This window comes from Empedobacter falsenii (assembly GCF_013488205.1).
Lineage (GTDB): Bacteria > Bacteroidota > Bacteroidia > Flavobacteriales > Weeksellaceae > Empedobacter > Empedobacter falsenii_C.
The window spans coordinates 1044381-1066841 of record NZ_CP040908.1 but is presented as its reverse complement, the minus strand read 5'-3'; the positions used below and the strand labels follow the sequence as shown (position 1 = coordinate 1066841).

Sequence of the window (22461 nt, the reverse complement as noted above, 5' to 3'; positions counted from 1 at the left end):
TTGAAGTCCTTTTTTATATTTATTTGCAAATTGTTTTAATCACAATTTCCGTCAACATCACAAGAAGCAACATTTTGAGGTTGATCCAAATGATCTTTTTCGTAAGCCTGTGTCAAAGCAGAAACGAAATACTCGACAGGTTGAGCACCAGAAAGTGCATATTTACGGTCAATTACAAAAAACGGAACGCCAGAAACACCAATATTACGTGCATCTAAAATATCCGAAGCAACTTCAAAAACGTTTGCATCAGAATTTAGCATTTCAAGAACTTCGGTTTTGTTCAAACCAATTTCTTCAGCCAATTCAGCCAAAACATCATAATCAGCCACATTTTTACCTTCTGTAAAATATGCTTTAAAAAGTCTTTCTTCTGCTTCTGAACCTTTTCCATTCGCTTGCGCAAAATGAATCAATCGATGTGCATCTCCTGTATTGACAACTTTAGAATTTTGTTGTTGAAAATCAATTCCAACAGCTTTTCCCATTTCAGCCAATTGATTATTCATTGCCGAAACTTGTTCTTCCGAAATTCCTTTTGATTCGATCAAATAATCATTCACAGAAGTAATTTCAGTTTTAGATAAATCAGGATTTAACTGAAAACTTTTCCATTCAACCTGTATTTTATCTTGATAAGGAATTTGCGTTAAAGCTTGTTCAAAATGTTTTTTTCCGATGTAACAGAACGGACACATTACATCCGACCAGATTTCAATTTTCATATGGAAATTTTTGGTGTAAAAGTTTGTAAAAATACGCTTTTTATTTGAATGGATTCGGTTATTTTTCGGTTAATTTAATCTTGAAAAATTATTAACAAAATCTTGAAAAATAATCGTGCTAAATTGAGTTTTAAATTTGTTTAAGACAAGGTTTAAATTACCTTTGCAGTGAACCAAGATAAGATGATTAGTTTCATTTTTATTCCAAAACAAATAACGAACAAACAATATGTCAACACACGTAGTAGTCGGTCTTCAATGGGGTGACGAGGGAAAAGGAAAAATTACAGATGTATTAGCCGAAAAATCAGATTATGTTGTACGCTACCAAGGTGGTAACAACGCTGGTCATACGGTATATGTAGGCGATGATAAATTTGTCTTACACTTATTACCTTCTGGAGTTTTACAATGCAAAGGAAAATGTATTATTGCGAATGGTGTCGTAGTAAATCCTGAAGCTTTTTTTGCAGAAACTGAACAATTAGAAGCAAAAGGTTATTCTACAGATCACGTTTTTATCTCGAGAAGAGCGCATATCATTATGCCTTATCACATTTTGTTAGACGAATATCGTGAAGAATTTGCAGGAAAAGATAGTCAAATTGGTACAACAAAACGCGGAATTGGTCCTTGTTATGAGGATAAAGTAGCTCGTGTTGGTATTCGTGCAATTGATTTATTAAATCCTGAGGTTTTAGCAGAAAAAATCAAAGAAAATTTGGTGGTTAAAAATGCTTTATTCGAAAAATTATTCAATAAAGAGCCATTAAAATTCGAAGATATTTACGAAAAATATTTAGCTTACGGAGAGCGTTTGAAAGAACGTATCATGGATTCTGAATTAGAAATCAATCATGCGATTGACGAAGGTAAAAATGTATTATTCGAAGGTGCGCAGGCATTAATGTTAGACATCGATTTTGGTACATATCCATTCGTTACATCGTCTTCTCCAACAACTGGTGGAGTTTGTGTTGGTGCTGGAGTTCCTCCTACAAAATTGAAAAATTTGATTGGAGTCTCGAAAGCATATTGTACACGCGTTGGTAACGGTCCTTTCCCAACAGAATTGGACAACGAATTGGGAGAACAAATTCGTCAAGTTGGTCACGAATTCGGAGCATCAACAGGTCGTCCACGCCGCACAGGTTGGTTAGATTTAGTAGCATTGAAACACGCTTGTATGATTAACGGAATTACACATTTAGTAATCACTAAATTAGATGTAATGTCGAATATTGATACAGTAAAAGTTTGTACAGGTTACAAAACGGAAGACGGAAAAATCATTGATTATTTCACTTCTTCTACAACTAAATTAGCTGATTACGAAGCACAATACGACGAATTACCAGGATGGAAAGAAGATATTACGAACGTAAAATCTTTTGATGAGTTACCGCAAACAGCGCAAGACTACATCCACTACATTGAGAAATACTTAGGAATCGAAGTTTATTTAGTTTCGGTTGGACCAGAGCGTTCTCAAAACATTATTAGAACAACTTTATTTTAATAAATTAAATAGTATAGCCTGACTTATGTTGGGCTATAACTTTATGAGATATTTTTATGAATGAAATTTTAGAACGATTAAAACAATTGAATTTAGGTATAGATTCTATCGTCCCAATAAAAGGTGGTGATATTAATGATGCTTTTCGATTAGAATCGTTTGATAAAAAATATTTTTTAAAGGTAAATTCCGCAAACAACTTTCCTCATCTTTTCAAGAAAGAAGCACGTGCTTTAGAAGCCATCAAAAAGACCAAAACATTTTCGGTTCCGAAAGTGGTAAATGTTGGTGAAGCTGGAAAAGATTTTCAATATTTATTATTAGAATGGATGGAAACCTCTACTCCAACTGTTGTAAATTGGGAAAACTTAGGAAAAAATTTAGCAAAACTTCATCAAAATACAAGTAAACAATTTGGTTGGTCAGAAGATAATTACATTGCAATTGTCGTTCAACCGAATAGTTTAACGGATTCTTGGAGCGAATTTTATGCAAAAAATCGCATCATGCCAATGATGAAACTACTGCAAAACAAACAATTAATCAATTCAAAACAAATAAAATCTGCAGAGAATTTATGTAAACAATTGAATTCGATATTTCCAGAAGAAAAGCCAGCTTTATTGCATGGAGATTTTTGGAATGGAAATATTTTAGCCAACAAAAAAGGTGAATTCTCGGTTATAGATCCTGCAATTTATTATGGTCATCGCGAAATGGATTTGGCTATTGCAAAGCTTTTTGGAGGATTTGATGATGTATTTTTTGATGCTTATCACGAAAATAATCCTTTAGCACCAAATTTTGAAGAGCGTTTACCGATTGCACAATTATTTCCATTGCTGATACACGCTTATCTTTTCGAAGGTTATTATGTGAAAGATGTGCAAACCATTTTGAAAAAATTTTAAAAAACAAAACAAACAAATACAATGAACAAGTATCAAAATCCTTTAGAATCGAGATATTGTAGCGACGAAATGCTATATATCTTTTCTCCTGAGAAAAAATTTACAACATGGAGACAGCTTTGGATTGCTTTAGCAGAAATTGAAAAGGAACTTGGATTAGATATTACAGACGAACAAATTCAAGAGTTAAAAGATAACGCAACTAATATTGATTATGATGTTGCTGCGGCTTACGAAAAGAAATTTCGTCACGATGTAATGGCTCACGTTCACACGTACGGAGATGTTGCTCCATCTGCAAAAGCGATTATTCACTTAGGTGCTACTTCGGCTTTTGTTGGTGATAATACAGATTTAATTCAAATTCGTGATGGTTTCCAACACATCAAAGGACAATTAATCAATGTAATTGATGGTTTAGCAAAATTTGCACGTCAATACAAAGATTTACCAACTTTAGGATTTACACATTTTCAACCAGCACAATTAACAACTGTAGGTAAACGTGCAACACTTTGGTTACAATCTGTTTTATTAGATTTAGAAGAATTAGAATTCAGAATAGATACTTTACGTTTTCGTGGAGTAAAAGGAACAACTGGTACAGCAGCTTCTTTCAAAGAATTATTTGATGGAGATTACCAAAAAGTAAAAACATTAGACAAAAAATTATCTGAACGTTTTGGATTTAAAAATGTTTTTGCAGTATCTGGACAAACTTACGATCGTAAAATTGATGCACAAGCATTAGAATTATTATCAAACATTGCACAATCTGCACATAAATTTACAAACGATTTACGTTTATTACAGAATTTAAAAGAGATTGAAGAACCTTTTGAGAAAAATCAAATTGGATCTTCTGCAATGGCATATAAACGTAACCCAATGCGTTCTGAGCGCATCGCTTCTTTAGCGAAGTACGTAATGTCTTTAGCTACTTCTCCTGCAATGGTTGCATCAACTCAATGGTTCGAAAGAACGTTAGATGATTCAGCTAATAAACGTTTAGCAGTTCCTCAAGCTTTCTTAGCGATTGATGCAATTTTAATCATTTGGAACAATATTTTAGATGGTTTAGTCGTTTATCCTAAAATAATCGAAAAGCATATCGCGGAAGAATTACCATTTATGGCAACCGAATATATTATTATGGAAGGTGTTAAAAATGGTGGTGATCGTCAAGAATTACACGAAATTATCCGTACACATTCTATGGAAGCTGCAAAACAAGTGAAAATGGAAGGTAAATCAAATGATTTGATTGAGCGTATTATTGCTGATGATAATGTAAAAATTGATAAAGAAAAATTAGTCGAATTATTAGATCCGAAAAACTTTACAGGATTTGCTTCTGAACAAACAGAAGAATTCTTAAATGATTTAGTTGATCCAATTATCGAAGAAAATAAAACACTTTTAGGCGCACATACTGACCTTAAAGTGTAATCCCGCTTAGAATTAACAAGTACACATGAGACAAGAAAAAAGACTTCCAATATTGGAAGTCTTTTTTTAATTTTAACCTTTAATCAATTATAACCAATGAGAAAATTCTTTCTGCTTTTTGCACTTATTTGTTCTTTTCAAGTATTTGCTCAATTAAAATATATTACAAATAAAGATTTCTCTGTTCAAGGAAAAGCATTTAATAACGCACCATTTTATCATAGAATTGACACCAACAAATACGCAAATCTTCCTGACAAAGTGAAAGGTTTGTTTACAACTCCCGCTGGATTATATGTTGCATTCAAATCGAATACGACACAAATAAAATTGGATTGGACAACTCGTTCTACTTATTTAGGCGCAAATACAACTGGAATTATGGCCCGTGGATTGGATTTATATATCAAAGAAAATGGGAAATGGATTTTTGCAGGCGCGGCTTTACCAAATCAGCAAAATATCAAAAGTGAATATGATATTGTCAAGAATCTAACTAAGACAGAAAAGGAATTCATGCTTTATTTACCGCTTTGGAACGAGATAACAGACTTAAAGATCGGAATTGATGCATCTGCTAATTTTATCAATCAACCTATCGCATATAAAAAGAAAATCGTGGTTTATGGTTCAAGCATTGTACAAGGTGCGTCAGCAAGTCGTCCTGGAATGAATTACCCTTCTATTTTAACACGAAAAATGGGTTACGAATTCATTAATTTTGGCTTGAGTGGAAATGCAAAAATTGAAATTGAATTGGCTGAAATGATTAAAGATATTCAAGGTGTTGATTTGTTTATTTTGGATTGTGTTCCTAACAGTTCGCCCGAAGAAATAAAAAGTAGAACAATTCCGTTCGTCAAATTACTCCGAAAATATCACCCAAAAACACCAATCTTGATGGTAGAAAGTTTGATTCGACCAATGAGTAAATTTGATTTAACTGCTCACGAAGATATGACAAGACAAAATCAAACCTATCGTACACAATACGATGCATTGATAAAAGAAGGTGTAAAAGATTTGTATTTATTGAAAGGTGATAATTTAATTGGTTTGGATAACGAAGGTTCTACAGACGGAATTCATCCAAATGATTTAGGTTTTAGCAGATTATCAGAAGCTATTGAGAAAAAAGTAAATGAAATTTTGAGTAAGAAATAGATTATTTTCAAAAAATAATTTTAAAATGTAATCAATAAAAATCTTAACTTAATCACTAATTATTAAACAATTACAACTAACCTATGAGATTAACTATTACCATCCTTATTCTATTTTTTTATTCATGTAAAAAGATGAATAATAATTCAGTTAATATTGTTCAAAATACAAATACTGAAAATCCTAAACCTGATAATAATCAAAATGAAGTCATGAAAACAGATGACATTCTTTTTAATGGAAAACTTAAACGATTTTTTACTAAAAAAGATTTTGAAAACGTTTTTGGTAAAGCTGATAGTATAATGTTGATGTCAGAAGAAGCTCCTTGTTCTTATATTTTCGAAAATAAAGATGGAACCAAAAACATGGATGATAAATACTATTATAAAGATGGCTCTCGTTTTGAAAATTCTAAAAATGAATTTGCAGTTGATGAATTCAGATTCTCAAAGAATAATTACATCTTATACAAAGGAAAAAAATTATCCTCACAAACAACTATTACAGAACTTAAAAAATTGTTTCCAAATGCAATGAATGATATTGGGACAATAGATGTTTATAATGAAGGTAAGTTACAAGTAATTCAATTAAGAGAAGATGAGCATAATATTTCTGATGGACATATCAAAATATTCATTAAAAATGGAAAATTATACAATATGCATTGGTGGTTTCCTTGTTAAAATATTGAGTATAATAGCTGACGAAAAATTAATTACCTTTAAATAATAACTAATATTTTATACCAACTTTTCTCAAAATAAAACCCAACAACCAAATTGGTCCGACCAACAAAAATTGTAAATCTTTGAGAAAACTTGGCTTCTTCCCTTCTATTTTGTGTCCGACAAATTGTAAAATCCACGTGATAATAAATACCACCAAATAAACTATCCAAGATTTTGTACCGAATTGAAGATTGCACAACGAAATAAAATATTCCATAATCAACATTAGAAAAATCATAATTAGACCAACGACAATCGATAATCTAAAATAAAAAACCGAAACAATTACCAACGCAATGATTGAAGCTATACTGATATAACCAAAACTTGGAATATAAAAGTGCGGTGCTGGAATGTAGGAAATAAAACCAAGAATCGTCCAAAAGATTAAAGGAACACAAATCCAATGAATGGTTTTGTTTATCCCATTTTGATGACTTTCTCCATATTCACTAAAAAGTTGTTCTATTTTTCTCATTTTGGATGATTTTATAATTAAATATAAGTTGAATTTTAAGAAATTATAAAACCTAATCGTTAAAATATTTTAATTCACTTCAACTATTTTTACCACAAAAACTGATTATACGAGAAAGCCAACATATAGATGTTGGCTTTCTCGTATACTTTGGAGCAACGACTCGCGAAAAGAAACACGAAGTGTTGATCTATTTTATAAAATTTTTAAGCTTGCATGACAAAAATTGCGGGACGTTTATGAAAATCATACTTTTCATTTTTCCACTCTTTGATCGATAACGTGCGGATGTCTTCGTCCTCTAATGTAATGTGACACGCGACACAAATCTTGGTTTCGGCACGAAGAATTTTCGTTAAATCATCTACCATTTGATTGTTACGATAGGGCGTCTCCATAAAAATTTGAGCAATTCCGGTTTTCGCACTTTCTGCTTCCAAATGAGCCAATTTCTTTTTACGTTCCGTTTTATCGATTGGTAAATAACCGTGAAAAGCAAAGTTTTGACCATTCATTCCAGAAGCCATTAACGCCAACAAAATCGACGATGGACCAATCAAAGGAACTACCTGGATGCGTTTCTGCTGCGCAACTTTTACCAACTGCGCACCTGGGTCTGCAACCGCAGGCAAACCAGCTTCGGAAATAATTCCGATTGTTTTGTTTTGATCCAATAATTTGATCAAATCTAACATTTCTTCTGGCTCTGTATCTTTGTTTAGAATGTAAATATCTAAATCGGCTTGAACTTTTTCGGGGCAAACTTGTTTGATAAATTTACGTGCAGATTTTTCGTTTTCTACCACAAACGTATCAATTGCTCGAATAACGTCAAGATTGTATAAAGGCAATACTCTACTGTGTTCGCTTTCACCTAAAAGTGAAGGAATCAAATAAACTTTAGCCGTTTTCATTGTATAATTTTAAAGATTGTATTTTTTGATGATTCCGTCTGTGGCTTCATCTAATAATTGATAAACATGCTCGAAAGCATCTTCACCATCGTAGTAAGGATCAGGCACATTTTGCGTTTGCCCTATTCCATCTTTCAAAATCAATTTGATTTTACTTTGCACCTCTTCGTTCCGAGCCAATTGTTGCAAATCGATTAAATTTTGTTCATCCATTGCAAAGATTAAATCAAACTCATCGAAAAAAACTGGATTGAAATGCATCGCACGTTGATCAGAAATATCAACACCGTGTTTTTTTGCAACCGAAACCGAGCGTCTATCTGGTTGTTCACCAACATGCCAATCGCCTGTACCAGCAGAATCTACCAAATGATTGTCGCCAACCTTTGCTTGTAAAATCCCTTCTGCCAACGGAGAACGACAAATATTACCTAAACAAACCATCAAAATTTTCATTAAAAAAGTATTTATAGATTAATCTGCAATTTTACGTGAAATATCTTCGATATAACCACGGAATTGCTTATCCGTTTCTTGTAAATTTTTCACTGTTTTACAAGCATGTAAAACTGTTGCGTGATCACGTTTACCGATTTGCGTACCAATACTTGCCAAAGACGCTTTTGTATATTGTTTTGCAAAATACATCGCTAATTGACGCGCTTGTACCACATCACGTTTACGTGTTTTTGACTGAATATCTTCAATCTTCACTTTGAAGTATTCACAAACTGTTTTCTGAATGTAATCAATCGAGATTTCTTTGCGAGCTGTTTGTACTAATTTTGATAACGTACGTGCTGTTAAATCTAACGTAATTTCACGTTTATTCAACGTTGCTTGCGCAATGATTGAATTTAATGAACCTTCTAATTCACGCACATTTGTATCAATATTTTGCGCGATATAATCCATTACTTCATCAGGAAATTCGATACCATCGTTTTCTAATTTTTGTTTCAAAATTGAAAGACGTGTATTGTAATCAGGATTTTGTAAATCGGCTGATAATCCCCATTTGAAACGAGAAATCAAACGATCTTCCATATCTTGAATATCTGCTGGAGATTTATCCGAAGTCAAAATGATCTGATTTCCTCTTTGATGTAAATGGTTAAATATATGGAAGAAAACTTCTTGCGTTTTTGCTTTTCCAGATAAAAACTGAATATCATCCATAATCAAAACGTCAATCATTTGATAAAAGTGAATGAAATCATTTTGATTATTATTTTTTACTGCTTCTATAAATTGTTGTGTAAATTTCTCAGTAGAAACATACAAAACAGTTTTCTCTGGGTGTAAATCTTTTACTTCTAAACCTATCGCATGCACCAAATGAGTTTTTCCTAATCCTACTCCACCATAGATGAATAGTGGATTGAACGAAGTCCCTCCTGGGCGTTTGGCTATCGCACGACCAGCCGCACGAGCTAATCGATTTGATTCTCCTTCGATAAAATTATTGAATGTATAATTATGATTTAATTGCGAATCAATTTTTAATTTTTGCAATCCTGGAATAACGAAAGGATTCATCATTTTACCAGCTTGCAAATTAATTGGCGCTTCTACCTCTTGTGGGCGAGGTTTTTCTTTGTTCGAACTTGGAATACGTACCGTAAATGGCTCACGTCCTTGCGACTTTTGATCCATCAAAATACTGTATACCAATTTTGCATCAGAACCTAATTCTTTTTGTAAGGCACTTTTTAAAATTTTGATATAATGTTCCTCTAACCATTCGTAAAAAAATTTACTTGGTACTTGTATTGTTAAAACATTATTATTTAGTTTGCCCGGACGTATCGGTACAAACCAAGTATTGAAGGCATCTTCCGCAATGTTGTCTTTTATAAAAGACAAGCATTTTTCCCACACAGAATTTGCAGTTATCGTCATAATATTGTCCAAAAGTGCTTAAGTTTTAATGTAAATTACTGAAAGTCAATGTTAAATTTTCATCAACCCTTCTCTACAAAATTGTGAACAAATTTTGAATAAAAAAAATGATTTAGGTATTGATATATTAAAAAATACTTTGTATAATTCAAAATAATCAATAAGTAGTTTTAGATAAAATAAAAGTAATGCAAAGATAATCTTTTCGGACATATTTTGGCTTATAAAACTATTAATTCTTATTTTTGTATCACTATGGAAATTACACAAGAAAAAATTGACTTCGCAATTATCAAAGTAGAAAATCATTTAAATGATTTGGGCATCAAAAATAATTTTTCTCTTTTACGAATTGAACAAGGTGAAGAAGAAAATGTAAGGACTTTTTATTATGAAATAGCAAATCCTACTTTCAAAACGATTATTCAAATTCAATATGATTTCTTAAAAGAAGAGCAAAAAGATTCTTCACAAACTTCTTTTAGTTGGATGGATTACAAAAAAATTACTGAATAGACTTTTTCATTTTTTATATAATTAATGATAAAGTCTTTTTTTTGTTCTCTACTTTTGAAGATTAAAATGATGTTTTAGAAAATTATGGAGAAGATAGAACAAACCGAACAATTAAATGTTTTTCGCACCAAAACTCGTATTCTGTATAAACACACCGATCAAATGAAAGTGGTTTATTACGGAAACTATCCAGAGTTTTATGAAATTGGTCGTGTAGAATTGATGCGTGAACGTGGTTTTCCTTATGCCGAATTGGAAGCAATGGGAATTCAGATGCCGATTATCGAAATGCATACAAAATATATTGGTAGCGCTTTGTACGATGAATTAATAGAAATTGAAACAACAGTTCATGAGCGCGACAAAGGTGTTCGCATTCGATTTGATTACAATATATATAATGAAGCGGGAAAAATAATTAATCAAGGATATACTATTTTATGTTGTATTGATGCCGAAACTCGACGTCTTGTTCGTATTCCGGAACGTATTTGGACAAGTTTAGGTTTATAATATTATTTAGAATGATTAATTATTCGTTAAAACAAATTCTTGCACATGATTTCTCATTAAATTTGTTCCTTAACAAAACATTATTAAAAACGAATGTCAACACTTCAAGAAAAAATCAATCAAACGATTGTAGACGTTATCGATTTTCCAAAAGAAGGAATTGTCTACAAAGATATTACTCCATTGTTCTTAAATCCTGAACTTTCGGACGAAATTGTAGACGCTTTTGTAGAAAAAGCAAAAGGTAAAGTGGATATTGTTTGTGGAATTGAAAGCCGAGGATTTTTGTACGGAATTCAGATTGCACAAAAATTAAAAGTCCCTTTTGTATTAATTCGTAAAGCTGGGAAATTACCTCCTCCAACAATTAGTCAATCGTATGATTTGGAATATGGACAAGCAACGATAGAAGTAAATTCGAATTACATCAAAGATGGTGCGCGAGTTTTAATTCACGATGATGTTTTGGCAACTGGTGGAACTGCCGAAGCTTGTGCTAAATTGGTAGAAAAATGTGGAGGAAAAACAACACAATTTTCATTTATTGTTGATTTGACTTTCTTAAACGGAAAGGATAAATTAACTTCTTTTACAACTGATATTGTTACTTTAACAGAATATTAAACTAAAAACTCCGTTCAAAATTTTGAGCGGAGTTTTTTATTTTTTAGGCGCTATAATCACTTCAGGCGCTCTTTCATTCCCAATATCCAACAAAGCTTTTATATTCGCTAAAATCTCTCTAAAACTCTGTTTACCTTCTGTTTTATAAGGTCCGCTATCTGCATTATATCCAATACAATCTAATCCGAAAACTTTTCCTAAGAAAAGCGCTCTTTTGAGATGATAAGATTGAGAAATTAAAATCACTTTATCAAATTGATAAATATTTTTGGTTCTATAAATCGTGCTATACGTGTCCAAACCTGCCCCATCGAGATAAGTATCTTCAATTTTGACACCTCTATCCAACAAGTATTTTTCCATCACATCAATTTCATTAAAATTCTCGTGAAGTTTTTCTCCAGAAAGTAAAATTACATCCACTTGATCTTCTTTGTAAAGTCGAATTGCAGCATCCAAACGATCTTTTAAAAAACGAGTTGGTTGTCCATTAGCTTGCACTTTTGCACCAAAGACAACTGCTACACGATAATCTGACGGAATATTTCCTTGATAATTGTAAATGTAATACGAAGTAAAAATCTGAATAATCAATGCAACGATCAAAGTAAAAACCGTTATTAATCCAACGATAAACATACTTTTACGCATTACAAATCTTCCTATTTTCACAAGTTTACTCAACTATCTTTTGTTTTAAAAAATTTTAACATTCAAAAGTCTATAAGTTTAGTGATATTTAAAAATTATAAATGTGAAAATTATTTTAAATTTTTCATCGTAATTTTAGAGAATGAATGAGATTGAGTTAAGAACAGTTACCGTTGAACGCTATTTGCAACCTTTGCGCGAAGGTGGTTCTTTGCCAGCACTAGCTGATGCAGATGACGGTTTTAAATATGTTTTAAAATTTAAAGGTGCTGGTCATGGCCCTCGCATGCTGATTTCTGAATTGTTAGGAGGAGAAATTGCACGTGTTTTAGGATTTAAAGTTCCTGAATTAGTTTTTGCAAATTTGGACGAATATTTTGGTCAATCCGAAGCTGATGAAGAAATTCAGGATTTGTTAAAATTTAGCGAAGGAACTAATTTGGCTTTGCATTATTTGTCTGGCGCAATCAATTATGATCCGGCTGTGATGAAAATTGATGATAAATTATCTTCGCAAATCGTTTGGTTAGATGCATTTTTGACGAATGTTGATCGTACTTTTCGCAATACAAATATGTTGATGTGGCACAAAGAATTGTGGTTGATAGATCATGGTGCATCTTATTATTTTCATCATTCGTGGGACAATTGGGAAAAAGCGGCTCTTGCTCCTTTTACACCAATTAAAGACCATGTTTTATTGAAAAATGCGACAAAACTTGAAGAAGTTGATGCAGAATTTAAAGCGATTTTGAATGATGAAATCATTGATAAAATTGTCGATTTGATTCCTGATGAATGGTTAGAAACAGAAGTTACGCATTCTACTCACGAAGAAATGAAAACGGTCTACAAAACATTTATCAAAACTCGATTACAACATACCGAACTTTTTATAAACGAAGCAAACAATGCCAGAAAAAATCTTATATGAGTATGCGATTCTTCGTTTGGTTCCGAAAGTTGAACGCGAAGAATTTATCAATGTTGGAGTGATTATATTTTCTAAAAAAGAAGATTATTTGAAAGTAAAATATTTTATTAATGATAATAGAATCAATGCTTTTTGCCACGAATTAGACCTTGATTTTATTGACAGTAATTTGAATGCTTTGTCTAAAATTGCCGAAGGAATTCATCCCGAATCTGCTGTCTCTAATTTCGAAACGCCTGAACGTTTTCGTTGGTTAACGGCTGTCAGAAGTTCGTCTATCCAAAGTTCTCGTCCGCATCCAGGTAAAACAACAAACCTTGATAAAACCTTGGATCGATTATTTAAAGAACATGTTTTATAAAAGTTAAATACTTAAAAACGAATATTTTAAAAACATTTTCTTAAATTTGGTTATACATTAATTTTAAATTATTTATCGCCATGAGTACATTAAGAAACAAAGTTCAGCTAATTGGGAATGTTGGTAGCAATCCTGAAGTTAAAACATTAGAAAACGAAAAGAAGCTTGCAAAATTTAGTCTAGCAACAAACGAAAGCTACACAAATAGCAAAGGTGAGAAAGTGCAGCAAACGACGTGGCACAATTTAGTTGCTTACGGACCAATTGTAAATGTGATCGAAAAACACGTAGAAAAAGGAAAACAACTTGCTATAGAAGGCAAATTGACTTACCGAGATTATCAAGATAAAGATGATCAACAAAAAACGATTACAGAAATTATAATTGATGAAATTGTACTTCTTTAGCGTTTAAAATAAAAGGGAAACGGATTAGTTCGTTTCCCTTTTATTGTTTTATTAATTAACTTTTTCTAAAATAGTTTCCAAACTCTGGATTTATTACAATCATTAAACCTACTATTAGACTAAATATGATTATTAAAACGATATATGAAAGTATCATTAACAAAAAAATTAAAAAGATTTTCCATATAATCAATTTTACTGATTTTGTTGGATAATAATTCTTATAAAAGAAGAATAAAATAAATGGAAGTAATAAAAAACTTAATGATGTGATTTTAAAAATAATTTCCAAATCATTTTTAAAAAAATACATTAGTGGATAAATTATTAATATTGAACTTATTGTATAAAACGATAAAATAAATGAATTCATCACTACATGTTCATAATAATTTTCACCCCATTTTCTAAAAACAATTTTTGTAAGTATAGCAAAAAATGGAAGTAATGCTAACATCAATAATGCATTATTACTAGCTAAGAAGGCAATTATATCATTTGAAAACTCATTATTAAGTCCCATAGACTTATAAGTCTCTTTAAAAATGTCATTTAAACCAATTACTTGATAACTTAAAAATGATGCAATACCAGAAAGTGCTAGAGCAAACATTAAAGGCTTATAATGATTAACACGGCTTCCTTCAATGAATTCCCTTGCTGTTTTACCAGGATTTATTGCTGTTTTCTTTAATGTATAGTAGAAACCTTTGTTTGTATGCGCATACAAATCTTGCAATTCATCCAATATATAAGTTTTATTAATTCTCTTATTTTTACGTTGACCACAATTTCCACAGAAATTTTCTGTAATCAAATTACCACAAGTCATACATTTATCACTCATAAAAATCTTAAGAATTAATTATTTCTATTTTTTAATTCTTGGTTGATTTGATTTAAACCTGTAATAAATGGAATAAAAATGACAGATAAAGAAACAAAAACGACGTTTATAGGTTTTAAATAATTTGCAAAAACTCCAAGAATAAGTGAAATAGAAATTACAAGTAATATAACTTGAATCGTAATTGTTAGTTTATTAACTTTTTTATGTTTAGTCTGTAATTCATCTAATGTTAGTTCTGATAATTTATTTTTAGTTTGCATAAGTTTTTAGTATTAATTACGTCAAAAATAAAAAATTAATTGAAACAAAAAAGGATTTCAAAAAATGAAATCCTTTTAATATTATCCTAACATTCTAATCGCGGTTTTTAGACCTTCGATAAATGTATCTATTTCTTCTTTTGTATTATAAACAGCGAATGAAGCGCGTACCGTTCCCGGAATATTGAAATGATGCATAATTGGTTGCGCGCAATGATGTCCTGTACGAACCGCAATTCCTTTTTTGTCCAAAATCATCCCGACATCAGATGAATGAACACCATCAAATTTTAAGTTAAAAGAAACAGCACCAGAATGCTCTGCATCTTTTGCATAAATCTCCACTTCATCAAATTCTGATAAACGTTGAATGGTATAATCTACCAATTCTTTTTCATAATCGTGAATCGTTTGCAGTCCGATAGAATTGATAAAATCTACCGCAGCTCCAAGTCCAATAATACCTGCAATATCTGGTGTACCAGCCTCAAATTTAAAAGGTAAACAAGTGTAAGTCGAAACTTCCATCGTTACATCTTTTATCATCTCTCCTCCTCCGTGGAAAGGTGGTAATTCATTCAAGATATCTTCTTTTCCATACAAAATACCGATTCCAGTTGGACCGTACATTTTATGTCCAGAAAAAACCAAGAAATCACAATCCATCGCTTGTACATCGATCACTGTATGTGGAGCAGATTGTGCCGCATCAATCAAAACCCAAGCACCTTTTGCATGCGCTTTTTCAATAATTGTTTTGATCGGATTTACAACACCTAAAGCATTCGAAACTTGATTAACACAAACTAATTTGGTTTTATCTGTCAATAAATCATCCAACTTCTCAATATCCAAAATACCTTCTGCAGTTAATGGAATATATTTCAGTTTTGCACCAGTTCGCTGACACAACAATTGCCAAGGAACGATGTTAGAATGATGCTCGATTTCGGTAATAATAATTTCATCATCTGCTGTTAAAACATTACGAAGTGAATTAGAAACTAAGTTAATTCCTTCCGTTGTTCCACGCGTGAAAATGATTTCGTAATCATGTTTCGCATTGATAAATTTCTGAATCTTACGGCGTGATTCTTCCATCAAATCTGTTGCTTCTTGACTTAATGTATGAATTCCACGGTGCACATTTGCGTTGTACTTTTCGTAATATTCGTCTAAAACATCTAAAACAACTTTCGGTTTTTGAGAAGTTGCACCATTATCTAAATAAACCAATGGTTTTCCGTTGACTTCTCTATTTAAAATTGGAAATTGACTTCTTATTTGTTGAATATCTATTGACATTTTTTTAAGTTTTGAGTAATGAGTTATGAGTGATGTGTAATAAAAAAGTAAGTATTCAAAATAGTTTCAAATACTTACTTTATATTTCAAAATAAGTTCAACTTAAAACTTATTACGTATAACTCAGAACTATATTTTATAATTCGAAATCTAAACTAACTCCTAATTTTTTTGCAATTATAGAGTTTACTCTATTTGAGATTTGTGGAATTTGCACATGTCGCAAAGCGTCTGCAGCAAAGGCATACAATAACATTGCTTTCGCTTCTTTCTTCGGAATACCACGTTGTTGCATGTAGAATAAAGATTCTTCTTCTAATTGCCCAACTGTACATCCGTGAGAACATTTTACATCATCAGCAAAAATCTCTAATTGAGGTTTTGTATTAATTGAAGCTCCATCAGATAACAAAACATTATTATTTTGTTGGAATGCATTCAATTTTTGTGCTTCTTTGTGTACATAGATTTTACCATTGAAAACTCCTTGCGCTTTCTCATCGTAAATCCCTTTATACAATTCGTGCGATTCACAATTCGGGAAATTATGCTCCACAAATGTATGATGATCGATATGTTGTTTTCCATCAATCACCGTAATTCCGTCCATTACAGAGTTACAATTTTCTCCATTCTGGAAGAAATTCAAATTGTTACGAACAATTTTTCCTCCAAAAGCAAATGTAAATACATTGGCACGAGAATCTCTTTCTTGGTTGATATATGTATTGTCAACTAAAGAAGCATCGTTAGAATCATTTTGGAATTTGTACCAATGAATTTCAGAATTACGTCCAACATTCACCTCAGAAACAACATTTGTTAAGTTTGCTTTTTCGTCTAATGTTTGATGTCTTTCGATAATTTGAACTTGTGCATTATCTCCAACTACAACCAAATTACGTGGTTGATACATTGCTTCTTGAGAAGCTCCTGTTGAGAAATAAACAATCTGAATTGGCTTAGATAAAATCACATTATTTGGAACATAAATATAAGCTCCATCTTTTGCAAAAGCTGTATTTAAAGATACTAAGCTTTCGTCTTTTTTCGCAATTTTTCCGTAATAATTCTCAATTACAGCTTGATGAGTTGTTTTATGCATTGCGCTTGACAAGACACAAATATCAGCTTCATCATGTGTTGTATTTGACAAAAACGAAGAATATTTTCCGTTAATGAATACGATTGTGTATGTATCGATATCATTAATCAAATATTTCTTGATGTCTTTGTACTCTACTGCAACTTCGTCTTCTGGGAACAATTTGTAATCCACCTTCAACAAAGGAGCAAGATTTGTATATTTCCATTCTTCGTCTTTACGTGTCGGAAAACCTTTTTGATTAAAGATTTCGATGGCTTCTTGACGTAAACCTTCGATTCCTTTATTCACTTTGTTTTTTTCGTTGAACACTAAATGACGAGAAACTAAATTTTCTTTTAAATCAATCATCTTTATAAGATTTTAGATTTTAGATTTCAGATTTTAGATTTCAGACTTTAGATTTTAGATTTTAGATTCTGGATTTAAAAATATTTTATAACCACTTTCTAACTTCTAATATCTAATATCTAACTTCTAATATCTAACTTCTAAATTAATTAGATTCCTGCTTCTTCTTTTACCCAGTCGTAACCTTTTGCTTCTAATTCTAAAGCTAATTCTTTACCACCAGATTTAATGATTTTTCCGTCTGCTAAAACGTGTACAAAATCAGGAACGATATAGTCTAATAAACGTTGGTAGTGTGTAATTACTAACACTCCATTGTTTTCATTTTTGAATTCGTTTACACCATCCGCAACAATACGTAAAGCATCAATATCTAAACCAGAATCAGTTTCATCTAAGATCGCTAATTTTGGGTTTAACATTAACATTTGGAAAATTTCGTTACGTTTTTTCTCACCTCCAGAAAAACCTTCGTTAAGCGAACGAGATAAGAAATCTTTTTTGATTCCTAATAATTCTGCTTTTGCACGAATTTCTTTCAACATTTCTGAAGCTCCCATTTCTTCTAAACCTTGCGCTTTACGCGTTTCGTTGATAGAAGTTTTAATGAAGTTTGTTACAGAAACTCCAGGAATTTCGATTGGATATTGGAAAGACATAAAAATTCCTTTTTGTGCTCTTTCTTCTGGTGCTAATTCTAAGATTGATTCATTATCAAACTCGATATCACCATCCGTTACTTCATATTCTTCTTTACCTGTAATAACGTTAGACAAAGTTGATTTTCCAGCACCATTAGGTCCCATAATCGCGTGAACTTCACCTGGATTAATTTGAAGGTTTAAACCTTTTAAAATTTCGCGCTCTTCAATACGAGCGTGTAAGTCTTTTATATTTAATAACATAATCTAATTTGTAAATTAGTTAATGTGATAATTTTCTAATTATCTTGATTTTGATATTAGATGTCAGATTTTTAGAATCCTCCAACTATATATCTATTTATTATTGTTAATTTCTAACTTCTCAATTCTAGTTTCTAAAAACTATCCTACAGAACCTTCTAATGAGATTTCTAATAATTTTTTGGCTTCAACGGCAAATTCCATTGGTAATTTGTCTAATACTTCGCGGCTGAATCCGTTTACGATTAATGCAATCGCTTTTTCTGTATCGATACCACGTTGATTACAATAGAACAATTGATCTTCACCAATTTTAGAAGTTGTCGCTTCGTGCTCTAATTGAGCCGATTTATTTTCAATCTCGATGTATGGGAAAGTATGAGCACCACATTCGTTACCCATTAATAATGAATCACATTGAGAGAAATTACGTGCTCCTTCTGCATTCTTCATTACTTTAACTAAACCACGGTAAGAGTTTTGAGATTTACCAGCAGAAATACCTTTCGAAATGATTGTCGATCTTGAATTTTTACCGATGTGAATCATTTTAGTACCTGTATCTGCTTGTTGGTAATTATTCGTTACAGCGATAGAGTAAAACTCTCCTACTGAATTATCACCTTTTAAGATACATGATGGATATTTCCAAGTAACTGCAGATCCAGTTTCTACTTGTGTCCAAGATACTTTTGCATTTTTCTCACAAACAGCACGTTTTGTAACAAAGTTAAATACCCCACCTTTACCTTTATCATCACCAGGATACCAGTTCTGAACAGTTGAATATTTAATCTCTGCATCATCCATAATGATTAATTCAACAACCGCAGCGTGTAATTGATTCTCATCACGCATTGGTGCTGTACAACCTTCTAAGTATGATACATAAGCTCCTTCGTCAGCAATTAATAAAGTACGTTCGAATTGTCCTGTACCAGCAGAGTTGATACGGAAATATGTTGATAATTCCATTGGACAACGAACACCTTTAGGAATATAACAGAACGATCCGTCAGAGAATACTGCAGAGTTTAAAGCTGCATAGAAATTATCTGTTGGCGGAACTACTTTACCAATGTATTTTTTTACCAATTCTGGATGCTCTTTAATCGCTTCAGAAATTGACATAAAAATAATCCCTTTCTCAGCTAAAGTTTCGCGGAAAGTTGTTTTTACTGAAACTGAATCGAAAACGACATCAATTGCAACTCCAGACAAACGTTTTTGCTCATCTAATGAAATTCCTAACTTTTCGAAAGTTTTCAATAATTCTGGATCAACCTCATCTAAACTTGCTAATTCTTTCTTCGGTTTTGGAGCAGCATAATACTGTATAGCTTGGAAATTTGGCTTTTCGTAAGTTACGTTAGCCCATTCTGGTTCTTCCATTTTTTCCCAAGCGCGGAAAGCTTCTAAACGCCATTCCGTCATCCATTCTGGCTCTTCTTTTTTGGCTGAAATAGCACGTACGATATCTTCATTCAATCCGACAGGAAATTCTTCGTATTCCATCTCAGTCGACCAACCAAACTCATATTGTTTTTGGCTAGCAAGATCTTCACGTAGATCGTCTTCTGTATATTTTGTGTTACTCATCTTATTATTTATAAAATGTATAGGTAAAATTATAAGTAAGTGGTTGTTGTTTATCCACTTTGTTACCTAAAAATTTGAATTCTTTTATACGCTGATTTTGATCTAAAACAACTTCAAATTGAGGTTGATTTTTCATCGTAATCACGTATTTATTTTGAGCTATTAACTTAATATCAGACCATTGTCCTTCTACCAAATTAATTTTCTCGGTTCTTGGTTCTACATCTGGTGTATATTCTTTTATTTTGAATGGAACACTAAACGTTGAACTACTAAAACATATCTTATTGATATCTTGACCTAATGATTTTGTGATTCTACAATCATGCATCAATCGATCTTCGAAACCTAATTTCTGATCTAAATAAGTCTTTTTCAACATTACATCTCCTTCTAACCATGTTACATCAAAAAGACTATTTGAGTTTTTGATGTACATTTTGTCAAGATCATAATAAAATTGATTGACTTTAACTTCACTTCCTTTTCGATCAATCGTTTCTGTTGCAATTAAACCATCTTGATACGTATATTTTACTTTCAAAGGTTTTGCAACTTCTTCTGTCAATTCGAAATCAAGAAGATTATTTGCTGCATCGTAATTCGCCTTATAAGCGACTTTTTTTGTTGATGCATTGGTAATTGTGACTGTTTTGATTGATTTTTCATTTAAGTCTAACGCATTAATAAATGGTTTTATACCAAACAAACCAAAAAACATATTGTCTGAATAAGCTTTGTTTAATTTTTTTGAAGATTCTGTTGGTTTAAAAACCATCAAATCTTTTTCAATAATTGTTTTCTGAGCAAATGCTGAAAAACAAACCAAAATCGTAATTAAACTTGCTAACTTTTTCATCCAATTATACTGCAAAACTTTCTCCACAACCACACGTACGCGACGCATTTGGATTATTGAACACGAAACCTTTTCCATTCAATCCTCCCGAATATTCTAATGTCATTCCAACAAGGTATAAGAATGATTTTTTGTCAACCAAAATTCTTACGCCATTGTCGTCAAACAATTTGTCATCTGCACTTTGTTCTTTCGTAAACTCTAAATTATAGTTTAAACCTGAACATCCTCCACTCGTAACTCCTACGCGAACAAAAGATTCTTCGATAGAAGTTCCTTCTTCTTGTAAAAGTGAAATTATTTTATTTTTTGCTGATTCTGAAACCTTAATCATTTGATTCTAATTTTATATTGCAAAGATACTTATTTAAAATGACTTCAAATAATGAACGATATAAATATTAACAATCGCTTAAGTTATATTATTTATCGCCAACTTACAATTTGATCAAATTACTTCAATCCCAATTTGTTTCGTGTACGTTTCAATACTTTTTGTGCAACATCTCTTGCCTTCAATGCTCCATTTTCTAAAAATGCATCTAAAGTCACTTTATCATTCATCAATTCATCAAATTTAGTACGCGCATCTGCATATTTTTCTAAAATCAATTCGTATAAAGCTTGTTTTGCATGACCATATCCGTAACCTCCATTCAAATAATTTTGACGCATTTCCTCTATTTGTTCTGGCGTTGCCAATAATTTGTACAAAGCAAAAACATTATCTGTATCTGGATTTTTAGGATCTTCTAACGGAGTAGAATCCGTTTCAATCGACATTACTTGTTTGCGCAATTGTTTTTCTGGTAAGAAAATATTGATAAAATTATTTCTTGATTTAGACATCTTATGACCATCAGAACCAGGAATCAACATAATATTTTCGTCGATTGCAGCTTGCGGTAAAACAAAAGTTTCTCCCATTTGATGATTGAATTTTTCGGCAACACTACGTGTAATTTCCAAATGTTGCAATTGATCTTTACCAACTGGTACAACTTCTGCATCATACAATAAAATATCAGCAGCCATCAAAATTGGATACGTAAATAATCCTGCATTTACATCTGCTAAATAATCTGCTTTATCCTTGAAAGAATGTGCTAAAGTAAGACGTTGAAATGGAAAGAAGTTCAATAAATACCATGTTAATTCTGTTGTTTCAGTCACATCAGATTGACGGTAAAAAACTACTTTCGAAGGATCTAAACCTAATGCCAGCCAAGTTGCAGCCACTTCGTACGTATTTTGTTTTAACACTGCTGCATCTTTAATTTGCGTTAAAGCGTGTAAATCAGCAATAAAAATGAAAGAGTCATTTCCTTCTTTCTCCGTTAATTCGATTGCGGGAGAAATTGCTCCTAAAATATTTCCTAAGTGCGGAGTTCCAGTAGCTTGAACTCCTGTAAGTATTCTTGGCAT

At 31.8% G+C, this 22461-nt stretch carries 26 protein-coding genes; 11 read left to right on the top strand and 15 right to left on the bottom strand.

The window, feature by feature from the left end; genetic code table 11:
- Positions 1 to 35: 35 nt before the first annotated feature.
- Positions 36 to 725 (bottom strand): DsbA family oxidoreductase, encoded by a 690-nt coding sequence (locus FH779_RS05015; RefSeq protein ID WP_180906289.1) that lies wholly within the window; start codon positions 723 to 725, stop codon positions 36 to 38.
- Between the two features lie 229 nt (positions 726 to 954).
- On the opposite strand from FH779_RS05015, the gene FH779_RS05010 reads away from it, so the two are divergent.
- The 5 genes from FH779_RS05010 to FH779_RS04990 all read left to right on the top strand — a co-directional run bounded on the left by FH779_RS05010 (position 955) and on the right by FH779_RS04990 (position 6457).
- Positions 955 to 2244, top strand: coding sequence for an adenylosuccinate synthase (locus FH779_RS05010; RefSeq protein ID WP_038333598.1), 1290 nt, complete (start codon positions 955 to 957; stop codon positions 2242 to 2244).
- 56 nt (positions 2245 to 2300) lie between these two features.
- A complete protein-coding gene (locus FH779_RS05005; protein ID WP_038333597.1) occupies positions 2301 to 3155 on the top strand; it encodes a fructosamine kinase family protein in 855 nt (284 codons plus the stop codon).
- Between the two features lie 21 nt (positions 3156 to 3176).
- Positions 3177 to 4604, top strand: coding sequence for an adenylosuccinate lyase (purB, locus tag FH779_RS05000; RefSeq protein WP_180906288.1), 1428 nt, complete (start codon positions 3177 to 3179; stop codon positions 4602 to 4604).
- Positions 4605 to 4700: 96 nt separating this feature from the next.
- Entirely contained in the window at positions 4701 to 5768 is a 1068-nt protein-coding gene (locus FH779_RS04995; protein ID WP_180906287.1) for an SGNH/GDSL hydrolase family protein, read from the top strand.
- Positions 5769 to 5902: 134 nt separating this feature from the next.
- Positions 5903 to 6457 carry a hypothetical protein gene (locus FH779_RS04990; protein WP_180906286.1) on the top strand — a complete coding sequence of 185 codons (555 nt, stop codon included), beginning with the start codon at positions 5903 to 5905 and terminating at the stop codon, positions 6455 to 6457.
- Between the two features lie 49 nt (positions 6458 to 6506).
- Here FH779_RS04990 and FH779_RS04985 read toward each other — a convergent pair whose 3' ends face one another.
- The 4 genes from FH779_RS04985 to dnaA all read right to left on the bottom strand — a co-directional run bounded on the left by FH779_RS04985 (position 6507) and on the right by dnaA (position 9796).
- Positions 6507 to 6980, bottom strand: a complete 474-nt coding sequence (locus FH779_RS04985) for an Mpo1 family 2-hydroxy fatty acid dioxygenase (protein ID WP_180906285.1) — start codon at positions 6978 to 6980, stop codon at positions 6507 to 6509.
- 206 nt (positions 6981 to 7186) lie between these two features.
- Positions 7187 to 7894 carry an SAM-dependent methyltransferase gene (locus tag FH779_RS04980; protein WP_180906284.1) on the bottom strand — a complete coding sequence of 236 codons (708 nt, stop codon included), beginning with the start codon at positions 7892 to 7894 and terminating at the stop codon, positions 7187 to 7189.
- 9 nt (positions 7895 to 7903) lie between these two features.
- Complete coding sequence (locus FH779_RS04975; RefSeq protein ID WP_180906283.1) at positions 7904 to 8350, bottom strand: low molecular weight protein-tyrosine-phosphatase; 447 nt, start codon at positions 8348 to 8350, stop codon at positions 7904 to 7906.
- 18 nt (positions 8351 to 8368) lie between these two features.
- Positions 8369 to 9796, bottom strand: a complete 1428-nt coding sequence (gene dnaA / locus FH779_RS04970; protein WP_038333589.1) for a chromosomal replication initiator protein DnaA — start codon at positions 9794 to 9796, stop codon at positions 8369 to 8371.
- 255 nt (positions 9797 to 10051) lie between these two features.
- On the opposite strand from dnaA, the gene FH779_RS04965 reads away from it, so the two are divergent.
- The 3 genes from FH779_RS04965 (at position 10052) to FH779_RS04955 (ending at position 11449) form a co-directional block, all read left to right on the top strand.
- Positions 10052 to 10312 (top strand): hypothetical protein, encoded by a 261-nt coding sequence (locus FH779_RS04965; protein ID WP_114999876.1) that lies wholly within the window; start codon positions 10052 to 10054, stop codon positions 10310 to 10312.
- An 84-nt stretch (positions 10313 to 10396) separates the two neighbouring features.
- Entirely contained in the window at positions 10397 to 10825 is a 429-nt protein-coding gene (locus FH779_RS04960; RefSeq protein ID WP_180906282.1) for an acyl-CoA thioesterase, read from the top strand.
- Between the two features lie 93 nt (positions 10826 to 10918).
- Positions 10919 to 11449 (top strand): adenine phosphoribosyltransferase, encoded by a 531-nt coding sequence (locus FH779_RS04955; RefSeq protein WP_114999872.1) that lies wholly within the window; start codon positions 10919 to 10921, stop codon positions 11447 to 11449.
- 36 nt (positions 11450 to 11485) lie between these two features.
- Here FH779_RS04955 and FH779_RS04950 read toward each other — a convergent pair whose 3' ends face one another.
- On the bottom strand, positions 11486 to 12121 hold the full coding sequence (locus FH779_RS04950; RefSeq protein ID WP_180906281.1) for a SanA/YdcF family protein: 636 nt from the start codon (positions 12119 to 12121) through the stop codon (positions 11486 to 11488).
- Between the two features lie 121 nt (positions 12122 to 12242).
- Here FH779_RS04950 and FH779_RS04945 point away from each other — a divergent pair, with 121 nt between their 5' ends.
- From FH779_RS04945 to FH779_RS04935, 3 genes are all read left to right on the top strand, one after another.
- The gene (locus tag FH779_RS04945; RefSeq protein WP_180906280.1) at positions 12243 to 13034 is read left to right on the top strand and encodes a HipA family kinase; all 792 of its coding nucleotides are present in this window, start codon (positions 12243 to 12245) and stop codon (positions 13032 to 13034) included.
- Positions 13012 to 13395 (top strand): DUF3037 domain-containing protein, encoded by a 384-nt coding sequence (locus FH779_RS04940; protein ID WP_180906279.1) that lies wholly within the window; start codon positions 13012 to 13014, stop codon positions 13393 to 13395. The genes FH779_RS04945 and FH779_RS04940 overlap by 23 nt, the downstream gene beginning before the upstream one ends.
- A gap of 80 nt (positions 13396 to 13475) precedes the next feature.
- Entirely contained in the window at positions 13476 to 13802 is a 327-nt protein-coding gene (locus tag FH779_RS04935; RefSeq protein ID WP_180906278.1) for a single-stranded DNA-binding protein, read from the top strand.
- A 55-nt stretch (positions 13803 to 13857) separates the two neighbouring features.
- Here the strand turns inward: FH779_RS04935 and FH779_RS04930 are convergent, their stop codons facing one another.
- The 9 genes from FH779_RS04930 to trpS form a co-directional block, all read right to left on the bottom strand.
- Positions 13858 to 14649, bottom strand: coding sequence for a DUF3667 domain-containing protein (locus tag FH779_RS04930; protein ID WP_180906277.1), 792 nt, complete (start codon positions 14647 to 14649; stop codon positions 13858 to 13860).
- A 14-nt stretch (positions 14650 to 14663) separates the two neighbouring features.
- A complete protein-coding gene (locus FH779_RS04925; protein WP_180906276.1) occupies positions 14664 to 14912 on the bottom strand; it encodes a hypothetical protein in 249 nt (82 codons plus the stop codon).
- Between the two features lie 81 nt (positions 14913 to 14993).
- Complete coding sequence (locus FH779_RS04920) at positions 14994 to 16217, bottom strand: aminotransferase class V-fold PLP-dependent enzyme (protein WP_221627901.1); 1224 nt, start codon at positions 16215 to 16217, stop codon at positions 14994 to 14996.
- Between the two features lie 136 nt (positions 16218 to 16353).
- Entirely contained in the window at positions 16354 to 17673 is a 1320-nt protein-coding gene (gene sufD, locus FH779_RS04915; protein ID WP_180906275.1) for a Fe-S cluster assembly protein SufD, read from the bottom strand.
- A gap of 149 nt (positions 17674 to 17822) precedes the next feature.
- Entirely contained in the window at positions 17823 to 18578 is a 756-nt protein-coding gene (sufC, locus tag FH779_RS04910; protein WP_038333580.1) for a Fe-S cluster assembly ATPase SufC, read from the bottom strand.
- 141 nt (positions 18579 to 18719) lie between these two features.
- Positions 18720 to 20177 carry a Fe-S cluster assembly protein SufB gene (gene sufB / locus FH779_RS04905; RefSeq protein WP_180906274.1) on the bottom strand — a complete coding sequence of 486 codons (1458 nt, stop codon included), beginning with the start codon at positions 20175 to 20177 and terminating at the stop codon, positions 18720 to 18722.
- A gap of 4 nt (positions 20178 to 20181) precedes the next feature.
- Positions 20182 to 21084, bottom strand: coding sequence for a hypothetical protein (locus FH779_RS04900; protein WP_180906273.1), 903 nt, complete (start codon positions 21082 to 21084; stop codon positions 20182 to 20184).
- A complete protein-coding gene (locus FH779_RS04895; RefSeq protein WP_180906272.1) occupies positions 21041 to 21370 on the bottom strand; it encodes a HesB/IscA family protein in 330 nt (109 codons plus the stop codon). Before FH779_RS04895 ends, FH779_RS04900 begins: the two co-directional genes overlap by 44 nt.
- A 119-nt stretch (positions 21371 to 21489) precedes the next feature.
- Positions 21490 to 22461, bottom strand: a complete 972-nt coding sequence (gene trpS / locus FH779_RS04890) for a tryptophan--tRNA ligase (protein ID WP_180906271.1) — start codon at positions 22459 to 22461, stop codon at positions 21490 to 21492.